Raw genomic sequence first — 14,629 nt, 5'->3', positions numbered from 1 at the left:
GGTCCCGGGAGATGTGACGTTGCCGCTTGGCGGCTGTTGCCGGCAGGACGGCTGTCCGGGACCCCTCCCCGTTCACGATCCTGCCGGATGCGAAACGGACTGACCAGATTGTCCGCGAAGTGACGCTACGCGACAGCTTGGCGTTCACACAAGCGCAGGCACGCGCCCCGGCCACACCGGAAATGTGGACGACGTCTCAAAACGTGAATTTCGGGGCCGCGGGCGACCCGCCGCAGCCGGGCGGGCCCCGCTCAGAGCATCCCGGTTTCCAGGCGCGCGGCCTCGGACATCATGTTGCGGCCCCACGGCGGGTCGAACACCAGCTCGACGTCGGCCTCGGCCACGGTCGGGATGATCTCCAGCTTGCTGCGCACGTCGTCCACCAGGATGTCGCCCATGCCGCAGCCGGGCGCGGTCAGCGTCATCTTGACGGCGACCTCGCGCTGGCCATCGTCGCGATGGGTGACCACGGCTTCGTAGACGAGCCCGAGATCGACCACGTTGATCGGGATCTCGGGATCGAAGCAGGTGCGCAACTGCTGCCACACCAGCCGCTCGACCGCGGCGTCGTCGGCGCCCTCTTCGAGCTCCAGCGGCTCGGGCGGCTCCTTGCCGATGGCGTCGCCATCGGGCCCGGCGATGCGGAACAGGTTGCCCTCGATGTAGACGGTATAGCTGCCGCCCAGCGCCTGGGTGATGTAGCCGATGCTGCCGGCGGGCAGCGTCACCTCGTCGCCCTGCGGGACGAGCACGGCGGCACAGTCGCGCTCGAGGCGCACGGGTTCGCTGCTGCGGGAGTACATGTCGGGGATGTGTGGCCGAGGGCGGCATGATGCAAGGCGCCCATTCTAGCGCCGCGGGGGCGCTATCCTGTGCCGCCCCGAGCGGTGCAGCGTTCCATGACCCCAATGCGATCCCGGCTGGCGCCCACGCTGGCGCTGGCTGGCGGCATCGGTTTTGCCTGTGCCTGGGTGCTGCTGGCGCAGGCCACCGGCCGGCAGTGCAGCTGGATGGCGGTGCTGGCCGCGCTCGACGCCGCCCTGCTGCTGCGCATGGCGCGCATGCAGCCCGGCATGGCACGTGCCGCCTGGGGCGTGCTGGCAACGGCGCTGGCGATCGTGCTGGCCAACTGGGGCATCGTCGCCGCCGAACTCGGCAAGGTCACCGGCCTCGCGCCATGGACGTCGCTCGGGCGCCTCGGATTCGAGCACGGCTGGCTGCTGGCGCGCCTGGCCAACGGCGCCGTCGACCTGGCGTGGCTGGGCGCGGGGGTCGTGGTGGCCGCGGTGACCTGCCGCTGAGTCCGCGCGCGGCGCGCCCGCCAGGGGGCGGAGGCGCGCTTCAGTGCCCGCCGTCGAGCGCCTTGAGCTCCGCGACCAGCGCGCTGGCCACTTCCGCGCCATCGCCATAGAGCATGCGCGTGTTGTCGGCGTAGAACAGCGCGTTCTCGATGCCGGCAAAGCCCGTGCCCTTGCCGCGCTTGATCACGATGGTGTTCTTCGAGTCGACCACGTCGAGCACCGGCATGCCGTAGATCGGGCTGGCCGGATCGGTCCGGGCCACCGGGTTGACCACGTCGTTGGCGCCGATCACCAGCGACACGTCGGTGTTGGGGAACTCGGGATTGATGTCGTCCATGTCGACGATCAGGTCGTAGGGCACGCCGGCTTCGGCCAGCAGCACGTTCATGTGCCCCGGCATGCGCCCGGCGACGGGGTGGATGGCGAAGCGGACCTTCACCCCGCGCTCGATCAGCCGCTGGCTGAGCTCCCAGATCTTGTGCTGCGCCTGCGCCACGGCCATGCCGTAACCCGGCACGATCACCACGCGTTCGGCGTAGGCCATCATCGCCGCGACGTCCGCGGCCTCGATCGGCTTCTGCGCGCCGGTGATCTCCTGCGCCTCCCCCGTGGCACCAAAGCTCGAGAACAGGACGCTGGCGATCGAGCGGTTCATGGCCTTGGCCATCAGCCGCGTCAGCAGCAGGCCTGCGGCGCCGACCATCATGCCGGCGATGATCAGCGCCTCGTTGCCGAGCACATAGCCTTCGAAGGCCACCGCAAGGCCGGTCAGCGCGTTGTACAGCGAGATCACCACCGGCATGTCGGCGCCACCGATGGGCAGCGTCATCAGCACGCCCAGGGCCAGCGCGACGATGAAGAACGCGACGATCACCGGCACGTCGAGGGTGTGGATGGCCATCGCGCCCAGCACCACGGCAGCCAGGAACACGAGCGCGTTGAACACCTGCTGGCCCGGGAACGTGAAGCGCCGGTCCATGCGCCCGTCGAGCTTGGCCCAGGCGATGACCGAGCCCGACAGCGACACCGCGCCGATCAGCGCGCCCAGCGTGCCGAGTACCAGCGCGGTCATCGGCGGCGTGGCGTCAGGACCCGCTCCGGAGAAGCGCAGCAATTCCACGGCGCCGATGGCCGCGGCCGAACCGCCACCCATGCCGTTGAACAGGGCGACCATCTGCGGCATGTCGGTGATCGCCACCTTCTTGCCCCACACCCAGGTCGACGCGATGCCGATGACCGTGGCCAGCACGATCAGGCCGATGTTCTGCAGCCCCGGCATGAACAGCGTGGCGACGGTCGCGATCACCATGCCCAGCCCGGCCCAGCGGATGCCGCTGCGCGCGGTGCGCGGCGACGCCATGCGCTGCAGACCGAGCAGGAACAGGGTGGCGGCCACCAGGTAGCTGGCCTTGACCAGCAGCATCAGCACATCCGCGAGGTCCCAGGTCACGGCGCGGCGCCTGGCTTGGCGGCAGGCTTGGCGCTCGGCTTGAACATGTCCAGCATGCGCTCGGTGACGATGTAGCCGCCGGCCGCGTTGCCGGCGCCCAGCAGCACCGCGACGAACCCGATCGCCTTTTCCAGCGTGGTGTCGGCATGGCCCAGCACCAGCATGGCGCCGATCAGCACGATGCCGTGGATGAAGTTGCTGCCGGACATCAGCGGCGTGTGCAGGATCACCGGCACCCGCGAGATGATCACGTTGCCGGCGATCGCCGCCAGCATGAAGATGTACAAGGCCACGAAACCGTCGCTCATCCGCTTTTCCCCCAGGCTGCCCTGCGCCCGATCATAACCGCCGTGGCGGCGGGCGCGACGCCGCTGTCAACCGCGGGCGTCGCGACGCGTTGACCACCCCGGACCCGAACCGGGAGGCGTGGAATGGATGGCGGCATGCAGCAACACCGCGCGCCTGGCGTGCTGGCTATGCTGGACGGCATGGGCCATCCCGCCGACATGCCTGCCGCCGCCGCGCACGCCGCCGTTGCCGCGCCCGTGCCGCCGGCGGAGACGCTCGAGCACTTCCTCGACGCCATCGCCCCGCGCGCGTTCCGCTTTGCCGAGGCCGGCCTGCGCCACCGCGACGACGCCATGGACGTGCTGCAGGACGCCATGGTGAAGATGCTCGGCTACCGCGAGCGTCCGGCGGCGGAATGGACACCGCTGTTCTGGACCATCCTGCGCAGCCGGATCGTCGACGCGCAGCGTCGGCGCACGTTCCGGCTGGGCTGGCTGACCTCGGCGGACGAGCGCCAGGACGCCGGCGTGGAATGGGCCGACGACGGCCCCGGCCCGTCGCGCAGCCACGATGGCCGCGAGGCCTACGGGGTGTTCGCGGCGGCGTTGCGCGAACTCCCGCGGCGCCAGCGCGAGGCCTTCACCCTTCGCGTGCTGGAGGAGCTCGACGTCGCGACGACCGCGCGCGTCATGGGCTGCGGCGAGGGCTCGGTCAAGACACACCTGTCGCGCGCACGTGGCGCGCTGCAGAAGCGACTGGAGGATTTCCGATGACCACCCAAGACGATTTCGACCGCAAGGTGCGCACGCTGCATGCGCAGGCCGTGCAACAGGTGCCGACGCGCACCCTGGAACAGCTGCGCATCCGCCGTGCCCGCGGCCTGTCGCCGGCGCCCGCGCGCGGCGCGCGGATCGCAGGCTGGTCGCTGGCGGCGGCCTGCACGGCGGTGTTCGCGCTCGCCGTCGGCCTGCGCCAGCCGGGAAGCGAGCAGGCCGTGACCGGCGCCGCGACCCTTGCCACGACCGCTGGCGCCGACGCCGGCGGCGAACCGTATGAAGCCTTCGCCACCCTCGACGAAGACCCCGACCTGTTCCTGTGGCTGGCGTCCCAGGACGCCCTGCCGCTGGCGATGGAGTAAGACCACATGCACATCCGACGCCTTACCGCCCTGCTGCTGCCGCTCGTGCTGGCGCTCGCCCTGCCCGTGGCCGCGCAGGCACCGCCAAGGAGCGAACCGCTCCCGGGCTGGGACCAGCTCGACAGCGAACAGCGCGAAACCCTGCTGGCACCGTTGAAGCAGCGCTGGGACGACAAGCCGGAACGCCGCGCCAGGATGCTGGCCCACGCGCGGCGCTGGCAGCAGATGACCCCGGAGCAGCGCGAGCGCGCGCGCCACGGCGCCGATCGCTGGCACGGCATGAGCCCGGCGGAACAGGCCGAAACGCGGGCGCTGTACGGCAAGCTGCGCACGTTGCCCGAGGCCGAGCGTCGCGCCCTGCGCGAGCGCTGGAAGGCAATGACGGCGGAGCAGCGCCGCGCCTGGGTCGCCGAGAACCCGCCGGCCGAGCGGTCGCCCGCGCCCCGGCGCTGAGCGTCGCGGGCCAGCGCGCGTGCGCTCCGGCGCGCGCCGCGCTCAGGCCTCGCGCGGCGGCCAGGCAGTCTTTGCCAGCAGCTCGTCGCTCCAGTCGAACACCAGCGCGCCGTCGCGCAGCAGCAGCGAGGCGAAATTGAAGACGTTGCGCGCGAACATCTCGCTGGCGTGCACTGCGCCGCTGCTGGCCAGGTCCAGCGGGCCCGCGACGGTCACGCCATCGACGTCGACCGTCCGGCCCGGCTGGGTCGACTCGCAGTTGCCACCCGTCTCGGCCGCCAGGTCGACGATCACGCTGCCGGCGCGCATGCCGGCCACCATCACCGCGCTGATGATCCGCGGTGCCGGTCGCCCGGGCACCGCCGCGGTGCAGACCACCACGTCGATGGTCTTCAGGTGTTCGCCGAGCCTGCGCTGCTGTTCAGCGCGCTCGTCTTCGGTGAGCTGGCGCGCGTAGCCGCCCTCGCCCGCCGCGCTCACGCCAAGATCGAGGAACCGGCCGCCGAGCGATTCGATCTGCTCGCGGGTTTCCGGGCGTACGTCGAAACACTCGACCTGCGCGCCCAGGCGCCGTGCGGTGGCGACTGCCTGCAGGCCGGCCACGCCGGCACCGACCACCAGCACCTTCGAGGGGCGGATGGTGCCGGCGGCAGTGGTCAGCATCGGGAAGAAGCGTGGCGCCAGCTGCGCGCCCAGCAGCACGGCCTTGTAGCCGGCCATGCCGGCCTGCGAGCTGAGCACGTCCATCGCCTGGGCGCGGGTGGTGCGCGGCAGGCGCTCGAGTGGAAATGCCAGCAGGCCGGCGGCGCGGATCGCCTCGGCGCGCGCCGGTTCGGCCTCGGGTTGCATCTGGCCGATGATCGCGGCTCCCCGCTTCAGCGTCGCCAGCACCGCGGGTGGCGGCGCCTGCACGCACAACACCAGGTCGGCATCGGCCAGCGCCGCGGCGCCGTCGTCGACCAGGGTCGCGCCCGCGTCGGCGTACGCGGCATCGCTGAAATGCGCGCGCGTGCCCAGCCCGCGTTCGACGAGCACGCTCGCGCCGGCGGCGACCAGCTTCCTGCAGGTCTCTGGAGTAAGCGCCACGCGCCGTTCAGCAGGCGCGGACTCGCGTGCAATGCCGATCTTGACTGCCATGCCTGCTCCCCCGGATGCGCAGCGGCCATCCTAGCGAATGCACCGCTGCCGTGCGACGCGCGGCGGACGCGCGTGGAGTCGCGCAGGAGGCCTGGCGCGCTTACGCCCCGAGGATGCCGCGGAGGGCGGCTTCGACCGGATCGGGGCCGGCGCGTGCAACGAGTTCGCCGCTGGCAAGCGCCGCGGCCATGCTCGATGGCGAAAGCACGGCGTGGCGCGCGCCCTGGCGGGTGACCAGCAGGCAGCGGCCGGTGAGCGGGCTGCGCCACGCCAGGCGCAGGTGGCGCGTCGCGCCGTGCTGGTCGCGCGCGACCAGCACGGCGCCGACCTCCGGAGCCGCGCCGGTCAGGAATCCAGGTGCGGACCCGGGCGCCGCGTCATCCGCCTGTCCGGCATCGGCGTCGCTGTCGGCGACCAGCGGGGCGGCTTCGGGCCTGGCGCGTGGTGCATCCGGAAGCGCGAGCCCCGCGGCAAGCGACACCAGCAGCATGTCGATGGCCCCGCCGTCCTCGCCCAGGGTGCCCAGGCAGGCGCGCAGCGGCGCTTCCAGGGCGAGCAGGCCGTCAGCCACGGCGGCACCGCGCGCACGCGCGGCATCGGCGTCGAGCCGGAGCATGCCATCGGCCAGTTCCAGCAGTTCCTGGTGGCGGGCCGACCCGGTGCCTTCGCGCAGCCGCGCCTGGACCAGCGCCCCACGCCACGGCCCGGCGAGGAACGCCCCGACCACCGGCAGCACGGCACGATCACCGATGCGTGCCACCAGCGTCTCGTCGGCGAAGCGGCGCGCGGCCTCGAGGCGTTCGCTGCCGTCGAGCGCCTGCCATGCGCGCCGCTCGCTGATGGCGGCGCGGCGCAGCATCGGCGCGCTGCCGGCATCGAGCTCGCCCAGCGCGCGCTCAATGACGGCGGCTTCGCCCTGGTAGCCGTTGGCGATCGCGTCCGCCGCGGCATCCGCCAGCGCATGCAACACCGCGTCGTCGCCGCTGCCCGGGTTGCCATCCCACAGCGTCACGATGGTGGCCAGCGCGCGCACTGCAGGATGCGCCTCGGTGTCGAACAGCTGCGGATCGTCCAGCACCAGCCGTATCCACGGCCAGGCCAGGCGCGTGAGGCGCGCCTCGGCGCCGGGAGCGAGGCACGCCGATGCGCGCAGCGCGTCGAACAGCAGCGCGGTGATGTCGAGCGCGTCGTCCTGCGCCGCCGACGGCAGCGCCGCGTCCACGCCCATGCCCAGGCCGGAGGCACCGGCCAGCATGGCGCGGCGCAGCTGCAGCGCGAACGGCGCCGGATCGGCGGGTGGCCAGCGCGTCGGCGTCTCGCTGCCCTGCAACAGGGACAGCACCGCCAGGAACTCGCGGTCGCCGAACGCGCGGCGGGTGTCGTCGGCCGCCCGCGCCGGTCGTCGCGCGCGCACCAGCGCGCGCAACAGGGTTCCGCGCATCGCAATGGCGTCGCCGCCACGGTTGGCCGGCGTGGCGGTGCCGTCATCGGGTCCGCGTGGCGCCAGGCCATCGCGCCCGCGCCATGACGCCCCTTCGGCGGTACCCACCGGCTGCGAGACCATGGCCGCGTGCACGCTGCCGCCGAGCATGGCGAAGCCGCCAGCGGCCAGCGCGCCGTTGAGCCAGGCGTAGGCCGGCCCGAGGTGGGTGCCGCACAGCCGCTCGTAATGGCGCAGCAGCGACTGGCGCAGCAGCGGCTCGCAGTCGATCGGCGGAAATGCCAAGAGGAACGCATCGACCACCACCGGCGGCGCGAACGGATTGGCCGGCAGGCCATCGCCGCCCATGCGCGCGGCCAGCGACACCAGCCGGCTTTCGACGACCGACAGCGCATCGGCGAACCGGCGTTGCAGCGCCTCGATCGCCGGCTGGCCGATCAGCTGGGTACTCAGTTCACCTTCGGACAACAACGCATAGGCCGCGGGATCGCCATCGGCGGTCGGCGCGCGCGCAGGCCATCCGGCGAATGCCGCGTCGATCCGCGCCTGCCAGCGCCGCTCATGGCGCAGCGCATCGCGCCGCAGCATGGCCACGTTGGCCAGCGCATCGCCGACCGCCACGTCGGGCGCCTCGGCGTACATCTGCTGGAGGTCCTTTTCCGCCGCGAATTGCGCCTCGGCCAGCAACGGCTGCAGGCGCGCGCGAAACTCCTGGCGGAGCGCGTCGAGCTGTTGCGCCGGCGGGGCCGCTGCGCGCTGCGCTCCGGCAACCGCTTCGCCGCCGGATCCTTGGGGCGTTCGCATACGTGGTGGTCACGGGTCGGCGTGGAGACGTACACGATAGCCGATACAACGTGACCTGCGACACGCTTCAACACCGGAAACGTACGCCGACCTCCGGACTCAGCCGCCGGCTTGAGCCACCTGCCGCGGGTTGAGGTGTTGCCAGACCTGCTTCATCGCCTGGTCGAAGGGCGCGTCCACCGAACGGATCACGGCGCGCCCGCGCGCGACCAGCACGGTGAGTTCTTCCGGCGACACCACCATCCTGCGCACGCCGCGGCGGTTGACCACCAGGAAACGGCCGGTCAGCGGGCTGATCCAGGCGATGCGCGCGGCGGTCTCGTGGCCGTCCTCTTCGATCAGCCGCAGCCCCTGGCCCACGCGCAGGCGACGCATGCGCGCGGCGATGTCGGGGTCGAAGGCCAGCGTGTCGGTGCCGCCCGCAAGGTGCAGCGCGGACAGCGGCGACGCGTCGTCGGCCGCTTCGACCTCGTCGACCGCCTGCTCCGGGTGGTGCACCTTGCGCGGCGCATCCGGCAGTCCCAGCGCGGCGATGATCCGCGCCATGGCATCGCGCGCGGCGGTCGCATCCATGCCGCAGCTGCCATAGCACTCGCCCAGCGGGACCTGCAGGGCGAGCAGTTGCTCGGCGACCACGCGTCCGCGCGCCTGGGCGGCGTCGGCATCGACCTGGACCATCGCGTCACCGACCGCGATGGCCTGGTGGTGGCGATCGGTGCCGTGCCCTTCGCGCAGCCAGGCCTGGGTGAGATGGTGGCGCCAGTGGCGGTCGAGGAAATGCGCGACGGGCGTGGTCAGCCTGCGCCCGGCCAACCGTGACGCGACCATGTCTGCGGCATGGGCGCGCGCCTGCTGCAGCCGCTCGCGCCCGTGGATGGCTTCGCCGGCGCGCTTCTCCGCCAGGTCGGTGCGGCGGCGCTGCTGCTCCAGCTGGTCACGCAGCTCGCTGGCGGCCAGCTCGAAGATCGCCTGGTCGTCGTCGTATTCCTCCACCACGCGGTCGACGGCGCGCTCGGCGCGGTCCAGCGTCTCGCGGTCGTGGGGCGTCTCGCCGGCGTTGCCGTCGCAGGCTTCGGTGAGCACGTCGAGCAGGCGCCGCGCCGGATGGCTGCGGCGGTTGAACATGGAATCGTCGGTCAGCGCGACCTTCAGGTAGGGCACCACCAGCCGGCCATAGAAGTCGCGCGCGCGCTGGGCCAGTTCGGTGGAGTCGCTCAACGAACTGAACAGCATGCCGACGAGGTCGATGGCGTCTTCTTCGTCGACGCTGAAATGGGTGGCGTCGGGATCGAAGCCGAGCTGGCGCACGCCACCGAGGATCGCCTCGCGGATCACCCGCGACAATTCGCGCGAATCGCTGGCGGCCAGTGCCTCGGTGTACAGGCTGGCATCGTCGCCCTGCAGGATCTGCGCCACGCTGAGCAGGTCCTCGGTGCGCAGTACCTGCACGCCGGCGGCCATCGCCGCGGCGCCTTCGGCGAGACCGCCGGCAGCGGGGCTCCAGGCGTCGGAATCGTTTCCGGCAGCGCGCCAGTGGCGGAGCTGCTCGCGGACCACGTCGCGATAACGCGGCGCACGCCCTTCGGCCATCGCCGCATGCATGCCTCCGCCGGCGGCGATCGCGGCACCGATGCCGCCGCCCGCGTATCCCCCACCGCCGTGAGCCCCACCATCCGCCGCGCCGCCGGCAAAGCCCTGCTGCGGGGCGGCCATTCCGCCGGCCGGCCCGCCTGCCTGCGCGCTGCCCATGTGCTCGACCATGCCGCCGTCGGGCACCCATTGGCCGCCGCCGTCCGTCCCACTTGCGGCGGGCGCAGCGGGTGCGCTTCCGCCCGAATGCACGGTGTCCCGCCCGCGACCGCGCGCCGGCGCATCGGATGCCAGCGCATAGCCGAAGCCGGCCGCCTCGAGCATCGAGTTCAGTTTTTCGTACAGTTCGCCCAGCACTTCCGGCAGGCGCTTGTCGAACTGGTTGAACACCAGCGGCCGCAGCCCGCGGGTGAGGTCCTCCGCGCCGAACAGGTTCACGAACGCCGCCACGGTGGCCTCGGGGCGCACCGGGTTCGCGCGCTTGCCCTCCACGCCGAGCGCAGTCGCCAGCGCCTGCAGGCGCTCGTCCATGAGTTCCAGCGGGTGCAGGAACTGGTGGTCGAGGAGTTCGGTGGTGTGCTGGCCGGCGAGGTGGATCTCCAGCTCGCCTTCCGACATCAGGCTCAGCGACTTGTCGCCGCCGCGCTCGACCGGCGGCTTGCGCCATGCATCGAACTCGCGCTCGAGCGAGTCGCGATAGCGCGTGGCGAGCTCCAGCGCACGATGGCCGAGCGCCATCACCGCCATGCGGTCGTCCTGCGCGCCGCTGTAGTCGTGGCCGGCCAGCGCCTCCAGGCGCACCTGCTCCTCGATCGTGCCCCAGAACCCGGACAGCACGCCGCCGAGCGTGGTCACCGCCTCGCGCTTGATCGCCTCGAACACGCGCGCCGGCTCGCGCAAGGCGCCAGCGCGGCTGCGTGGAGGGGAAAACTGACGGGGTTCTTCTGCGATCATGGGGGCACTGCCGGTGTTCGGGGGACACCCGTGCATACCATCCCTGAATGGAGCACCCGAGGTCTGTGACTGCAATCCCAGTTAGTCCACGCATCCCCGCGATGCTCGAGGCAATCGACGCCCGCCGCTCGGTTTCGTCCAGGCACCTGGCCGAGCCGGCGCCCGACGACGCCACCCTGCTGCGCATGCTGCGTTCGGCCGTGCGCGTTCCCGACCACGGCAAGCGCGTGCCGTTCCGCTTCATTCGCATAGCCGGCGATGCGCGCATCGCGCTTGGCGACGCGGTCGCGGCGCGCGGCCTCGCATTGCGTCCGGATGCCGGCGATGGCGCGGTCGAAAAGGACCGCCTGCGCTTCACCCGTGCACCGCTGGTGGTGGCCGTGGTCGCCGTGTTCGACGATGCCGACACCGCGATCCCGGCGCAGGAACGCCTGCTGACCGCGGGCAGCGTGTGCTTCGCGCTGCTGCAGGCCACGCAGGCATTCGGCTTCGGCGCCTGCTGGCTGACCGGGTGGCCGGCCTACGACGCCGACGTGCTGCGCTTGCTCGGCCTGGGCGTGCAGGAGCGCATCGCCGGCTTCATCCACATCGGCACGCCGACCCAGGAGGCCAACGAGCGGGACCGCCCGGACCCCGCCGCACTGCTCGGCGACTGGTCGCCGCCGGCGTGAGCGTTCCGCTGCCGGCGCCACTGCCCACGCTGCACCTGGTGGACGCCAGCCTGTATGTGTTCCGTGCCTGGCATTCGATGCCGGCTGACGGCTTCCATGACGCCGACGGCTGGCCGACCAACGCCGTGCACGGCTTCGCCCGCTTCCTGCTCGACCTGCTCGAGCGCGAGCGCCCGCGGCACATCGCCATCGCCTTCGACGAAGCCCTCGACAGCTGCTTCCGCAACGCGCTGTACCCGGCCTACAAGGCCAACCGCGACCCTGCCCCGGCGGAGCTGAAGCGACAGTTCGCCTACTGCAAGTCGCTGTGCGTGGCGCTCGGCCTGCCGGTGCTCGCGCACCGCGAATACGAGGCGGACGACCTGATCGGCAGCGCGCTGGTGCAGGTGCGCGCGCTGGGCTTCCGCGGCGTGATCGTGTCCGCCGACAAGGACCTCTCGCAGCTGCTCGCGACGCACGACGAGCAGTGGGACCTCGCGCGCGGCGTGCGCTGGGGCGCGGCCGGGGTGAAGGCGCGCCAGGGCGTGCATGCCCACCAGGTGGCCGATTTCCTGGCGCTGAGCGGCGACGCGGTCGACAACATCCCCGGGGTCCCCGGCATTGGCAGCAAGACCGCGGCGGTGCTGCTTGCGCACTTCGGCAGTCTCGATGCGCTGCTGGAACGCATCGACGAGGTCGCGTTCCTGCGCTTCCGCGGCGCCGCGCAGGCTGCCGTCCGGCTGCGCGAGCATCGCGCACAGGCGCTGCTGTGCCGCCAGCTGTCGACGGTCGTGCTGGACGCGCCGATCGACGACGCCACCGCGCCGTTCGTGCGCGGCAACGGCGACGCCGGCACCCTCGTGGCGCTGGCCGACGCCGTGGGCTTCGGGCCGATGACACGCCGCCGGCTGCATGCCGCGGCCGGGCTGGCCGACGCGCAGGACGCGCCGCAGCACGTAGGATCGGTGCCATGACCGGCACCCGAAGCGACGAACACCCTGAAATCCTCTACCAGGGCGACTGGCTGCGCATGGTCAGGCGTGGCCACTGGGAATCCTGCGAGCGCACCCACGGCAAGGACGGCCTGGCGGTGCTGGTGATCGCGGTGACGCCCGACGACGACGTGCTGTTCGTGGAGCAGTACCGGGTGCCGCTGGGCGCGCGCACCATCGAGATGCCGGCCGGCCTGGTCGGCGACGATCTCGAGGGCGACACCCTCGAATCGGCCGCGCGCCGCGAACTCATCGAGGAAACCGGCTGGGAGGCCGGCCGCATCGACGTGCTGCTGGTCGGGCCGACTTCGTCGGGCATGAGCAACGAGCGCATCGCCTTCGCCCGCGCCCGCGACCTGCGCAAGGTCGGCGAAGGCGGCGGCGTGGCCGACGAGGACATCACCGTGCACGCGATCCCGCGCGCGACCGCGCCGGCCTGGCTGATGCGGAAGTACGCCGAAGGCTACGAGCTCGACCTCAAGCTCTGGGCCGGGCTGTGGATGATCGACCACGAGCCGGACGGATCGCCGGCCCGCTGACCGCCGCGCGCGTCAGCCCTGTGCGAAGCGGTCGGTGGCGCGCACCAGCGCGTCGACGTTCTCGGCCTCGAACGCCGAATGCCCCGACCCCGGGGTAACCACCATCTCCGCCTTGGGCCAGACCTGGTGCAGGTCCCAGGCGTTCTGCACCGGGCAGACCACGTCATAGCGGCCGTGCACGATGACGCCGGGGATGTCGACGATGCGGTAGGCATCGCGCAGCAGCTGGTCGTCGACCTCGAAGAAGCCGCGGTTGCTGAAGTAATGGTTCTCGATGCGCGCGAACGCCAGCGCGAACTCCGCGTCCTCGTGGTCGGCGACGAAGCGGTCGTCGACGTGCAGGAAGCTGGTGGCACCTTCCCACATGCTCCACGCGCGTGCGGCGGCCAGGCGCGTGGGCGCGTCATCGGACGTCAGCCGGCGGTGGAACGCGGCGATCAGATCGCCCCGCTCGTTTTCGGGGATCGCGGCGATGTAGCGCTGCCAGGCTTCCGGGAACAGGCGCGAGGCGCCTTCCTGGTAGAACCACTCCAGCTCCCAGCGGCGCAGCATGAAGATGCCGCGCAGCACCAGCTCGGTGACCCGCTTGCAGTGCGCCTGTGCGTAGGCCAGCGCCAGCGTCGAGCCCCAGGAACCGCCGAAGACCTGCCAGCGTTCGATGCCGAGCGTCTCGCGCAGGCGTTCGATGTCGGCGACGAGGTGCCAGGTGGTGTTGTCGACGAGGTCGGCATGCGGCGTCGACCGCCCGGAGCCGCGCTGGTCGAAGAGCACGATGCGGTACTTCGCCGGATCGTGGAAGCGGCGCATCTTGTCGGTGCAGCCGCCGCCGGGTCCGCCGTGCAGCAGCACCACCGGCTTGCCGTCCGGGTTGCCGCACTGCTCGTAATGCAGCGAGTGGCGATCATCCACCTGGAGGCGACCGGTGTCGTAGGGCTCGAGCTCTGGATACAGGGTGCGCATGCAGCGGAAACCTCTTGGAAATCCGCCCCCGAGTCTAGCAGGCGGCCCCGTCACCCCCGCCGCGGCGGCCCAGCGTGACGCGGTCGCGGCCTTCGAGGTCGGGGATCGTGGCGACCGCGGCGAAGCCCGCCGCCCGCAGCAGCGCCGCCACCGCCGCCCCCTGGTCCCAGCCGTGCTCGATCAGCAGCCAGCCGCCGCTGGCGAGGTGCCGGGGCGCCGCAGCGGCGATCACGCGGATCGCATCCAGGCCGTCGCGCCCGGACGCGAGCGCCTCGGCCGGCTCGTGGCGGAGGTCACCGCGGCCGAGGTGCGCGTCGCCCTCGGCGATATACGGCGGATTGCTTGCGATCAGGTCGAAGCACGCGCCGGCCAATGGCGCGAACCAGTCGCCTTCGCGGAACTCGACGTTGCCGATGCCCAGCGCGCGCGCGTTGGCGCCGGCGACCGCCAGTGCCGCGGCGCTGCGATCGGTGGCCAGCACGCGGGCTTGCGGGCGCTCGCTGGCAATCGCCAACGCGATCGCGCCGCTGCCGGTGCCCAGGTCCGCCACGCGCGTGGCCGTGGCCGGCGGTATCCGCGCCAGCGCCTGTTCGACCAGCAGTTCGGTCTCCGGGCGCGGGATCAGCGTGTCCGGGGTCACGACGAGGTCGAGCGACCAGAATCCGCGCCGGCCCACCAGGTAGGCGACCGGCTCACCGGCCGCGCGGCGCGCGACCAGCGCGTCAAGGCGCGCCGCGTCATCGCCCGCCAGCGGTGTGTCGCCGTGCGCGTAGAGCCAGCCATGGCTGCGGCCCAGCACGTGCAGCAGCAGCGTCAGTGCGTCATCGGGGTCGATCCGGGTGCGCGACGCGCGGAGCGCCTCGTCGGCGGTGCGGCCGCCGGTCATGCGCCGCCACCGGGCCAAATCTGACCCCCGCACGCCAAGCAACCGC

At 72.2% G+C, this 14,629-nt stretch carries 15 protein-coding genes; 7 read left to right on the top strand and 8 right to left on the bottom strand.

From position 1 onward, the window contains the following. Positions 1-251 precede the first annotated feature (251 nt). Positions 252-803: a putative Fe-S cluster assembly protein SufT gene (gene sufT, locus H5368_RS12770; protein WP_182825177.1), complete on the bottom strand. Its 552-nt coding sequence runs from the start codon at positions 801-803 to the stop codon at positions 252-254. A gap of 96 nt (positions 804-899) precedes the next feature. Between sufT and H5368_RS12765 the strand changes: the two genes are divergently transcribed. After that, positions 900-1,301 (top strand): hypothetical protein, encoded by a 402-nt coding sequence (locus H5368_RS12765; RefSeq protein WP_182825175.1) that lies wholly within the window; start codon positions 900-902, stop codon positions 1,299-1,301. A gap of 40 nt (positions 1,302-1,341) precedes the next feature. Here H5368_RS12765 and H5368_RS12760 read toward each other — a convergent pair whose 3' ends face one another. Together H5368_RS12760 and H5368_RS12755 are read right to left on the bottom strand one after the other, a co-directional pair. Then, positions 1,342-2,724, bottom strand: coding sequence for an NAD(P)(+) transhydrogenase (Re/Si-specific) subunit beta (locus tag H5368_RS12760; protein WP_182825331.1), 1,383 nt, complete (start codon positions 2,722-2,724; stop codon positions 1,342-1,344). A gap of 23 nt (positions 2,725-2,747) precedes the next feature. After that, complete coding sequence (locus H5368_RS12755; RefSeq protein ID WP_182825173.1) at positions 2,748-3,059, bottom strand: NAD(P) transhydrogenase subunit alpha; 312 nt, start codon at positions 3,057-3,059, stop codon at positions 2,748-2,750. Positions 3,060-3,227: 168 nt separating this feature from the next. Here H5368_RS12755 and H5368_RS12750 point away from each other — a divergent pair, with 168 nt between their 5' ends. From H5368_RS12750 to H5368_RS12740, 3 genes are read left to right on the top strand one after another with little or no spacing between them, the layout of a single operon-like run. Then, positions 3,228-3,812, top strand: coding sequence for an RNA polymerase sigma factor (locus tag H5368_RS12750; RefSeq protein ID WP_182825329.1), 585 nt, complete (start codon positions 3,228-3,230; stop codon positions 3,810-3,812). Further along, positions 3,809-4,177 carry a hypothetical protein gene (locus H5368_RS12745; RefSeq protein WP_182825171.1) on the top strand — a complete coding sequence of 123 codons (369 nt, stop codon included), beginning with the start codon at positions 3,809-3,811 and terminating at the stop codon, positions 4,175-4,177. Before H5368_RS12750 ends, H5368_RS12745 begins: the two co-directional genes overlap by 4 nt. A gap of 6 nt (positions 4,178-4,183) precedes the next feature. Beyond that, complete coding sequence (locus H5368_RS12740) at positions 4,184-4,630, top strand: DUF3106 domain-containing protein (RefSeq protein WP_182825169.1); 447 nt, start codon at positions 4,184-4,186, stop codon at positions 4,628-4,630. A gap of 42 nt (positions 4,631-4,672) precedes the next feature. Here H5368_RS12740 and H5368_RS12735 read toward each other — a convergent pair whose 3' ends face one another. From H5368_RS12735 to H5368_RS12725, 3 genes are all read right to left on the bottom strand, one after another. Further along, a complete protein-coding gene (locus H5368_RS12735; protein WP_182825167.1) occupies positions 4,673-5,767 on the bottom strand; it encodes an NAD(P) transhydrogenase subunit alpha in 1,095 nt (364 codons plus the stop codon). Between the two features lie 100 nt (positions 5,768-5,867). Next, positions 5,868-8,012, bottom strand: a complete 2,145-nt coding sequence (locus H5368_RS12730; RefSeq protein WP_182825165.1) for a DUF1631 family protein — start codon at positions 8,010-8,012, stop codon at positions 5,868-5,870. 99 nt (positions 8,013-8,111) lie between these two features. Further along, positions 8,112-10,556: a DUF1631 family protein gene (locus tag H5368_RS12725; RefSeq protein WP_182825163.1), complete on the bottom strand. Its 2,445-nt coding sequence runs from the start codon at positions 10,554-10,556 to the stop codon at positions 8,112-8,114. A 101-nt stretch (positions 10,557-10,657) separates the two neighbouring features. On the opposite strand from H5368_RS12725, the gene H5368_RS12720 reads away from it, so the two are divergent. From H5368_RS12720 to H5368_RS12710, 3 genes are read left to right on the top strand one after another with little or no spacing between them, the layout of a single operon-like run. Continuing rightward, positions 10,658-11,227: a nitroreductase gene (locus H5368_RS12720; protein ID WP_182825161.1), complete on the top strand. Its 570-nt coding sequence runs from the start codon at positions 10,658-10,660 to the stop codon at positions 11,225-11,227. Next, positions 11,209-12,180: a 5'-3' exonuclease H3TH domain-containing protein gene (locus tag H5368_RS12715; RefSeq protein ID WP_255486550.1), complete on the top strand. Its 972-nt coding sequence runs from the start codon at positions 11,209-11,211 to the stop codon at positions 12,178-12,180. The genes H5368_RS12720 and H5368_RS12715 overlap by 19 nt, the downstream gene beginning before the upstream one ends. Beyond that, the gene (locus H5368_RS12710; RefSeq protein ID WP_182825159.1) at positions 12,177-12,737 is read left to right on the top strand and encodes an NUDIX hydrolase; all 561 of its coding nucleotides are present in this window, start codon (positions 12,177-12,179) and stop codon (positions 12,735-12,737) included. Before H5368_RS12715 ends, H5368_RS12710 begins: the two co-directional genes overlap by 4 nt. A 12-nt stretch (positions 12,738-12,749) precedes the next feature. Here H5368_RS12710 and pip read toward each other — a convergent pair whose 3' ends face one another. Then, positions 12,750-13,697: a prolyl aminopeptidase gene (gene pip / locus H5368_RS12705; protein ID WP_182825157.1), complete on the bottom strand. Its 948-nt coding sequence runs from the start codon at positions 13,695-13,697 to the stop codon at positions 12,750-12,752. A 34-nt stretch (positions 13,698-13,731) separates the two neighbouring features. After that, entirely contained in the window at positions 13,732-14,583 is an 852-nt protein-coding gene (gene prmC / locus H5368_RS12700) for a peptide chain release factor N(5)-glutamine methyltransferase (protein ID WP_182825155.1), read from the bottom strand. Between the last annotated feature and the right edge of the window lie 46 nt (positions 14,584-14,629).

The organism is Luteimonas sp. MC1782 (assembly GCF_014164605.1).
In the GTDB taxonomy this organism is placed as follows: domain Bacteria; phylum Pseudomonadota; class Gammaproteobacteria; order Xanthomonadales; family Xanthomonadaceae; genus Luteimonas.
The sequence above is the reverse complement of the archived record's forward strand: the minus strand, read 5'-3'. Positions and strand labels throughout refer to the sequence as shown.

Excerpts from the sequence above, each read along its gene's own strand:
- sufT (WP_182825177.1), bottom strand. The coding sequence starts at position 803 with ATGTACTCCCGCAGCAGCGAACCCGTGCGCCTCGAGCGCGACTGTGCC.
- H5368_RS12765 (WP_182825175.1), top strand. The coding sequence starts at position 900 with ATGACCCCAATGCGATCCCGGCTGGCGCCCACGCTGGCGCTGGCTGGC.
- H5368_RS12760 (WP_182825331.1), bottom strand. The coding sequence starts at position 2,724 with ATGCTGCTGGTCAAGGCCAGCTACCTGGTGGCCGCCACCCTGTTCCTG.
- H5368_RS12755 (WP_182825173.1), bottom strand. The coding sequence starts at position 3,059 with ATGAGCGACGGTTTCGTGGCCTTGTACATCTTCATGCTGGCGGCGATC.
- H5368_RS12750 (WP_182825329.1), top strand. The coding sequence starts at position 3,228 with ATGCTGGACGGCATGGGCCATCCCGCCGACATGCCTGCCGCCGCCGCG.
- H5368_RS12745 (WP_182825171.1), top strand. The coding sequence starts at position 3,809 with ATGACCACCCAAGACGATTTCGACCGCAAGGTGCGCACGCTGCATGCG.
- H5368_RS12740 (WP_182825169.1), top strand. The coding sequence starts at position 4,184 with ATGCACATCCGACGCCTTACCGCCCTGCTGCTGCCGCTCGTGCTGGCG.
- H5368_RS12735 (WP_182825167.1), bottom strand. The coding sequence starts at position 5,767 with ATGGCAGTCAAGATCGGCATTGCACGCGAGTCCGCGCCTGCTGAACGG.
- H5368_RS12730 (WP_182825165.1), bottom strand. The coding sequence starts at position 8,012 with ATGCGAACGCCCCAAGGATCCGGCGGCGAAGCGGTTGCCGGAGCGCAG.
- H5368_RS12725 (WP_182825163.1), bottom strand. The coding sequence starts at position 10,556 with ATGATCGCAGAAGAACCCCGTCAGTTTTCCCCTCCACGCAGCCGCGCT.
- H5368_RS12720 (WP_182825161.1), top strand. The coding sequence starts at position 10,658 with ATGCTCGAGGCAATCGACGCCCGCCGCTCGGTTTCGTCCAGGCACCTG.
- H5368_RS12710 (WP_182825159.1), top strand. The coding sequence starts at position 12,177 with ATGACCGGCACCCGAAGCGACGAACACCCTGAAATCCTCTACCAGGGC.
- pip (WP_182825157.1), bottom strand. The coding sequence starts at position 13,697 with ATGCGCACCCTGTATCCAGAGCTCGAGCCCTACGACACCGGTCGCCTC.
- prmC (WP_182825155.1), bottom strand. The coding sequence starts at position 14,583 with ATGACCGGCGGCCGCACCGCCGACGAGGCGCTCCGCGCGTCGCGCACC.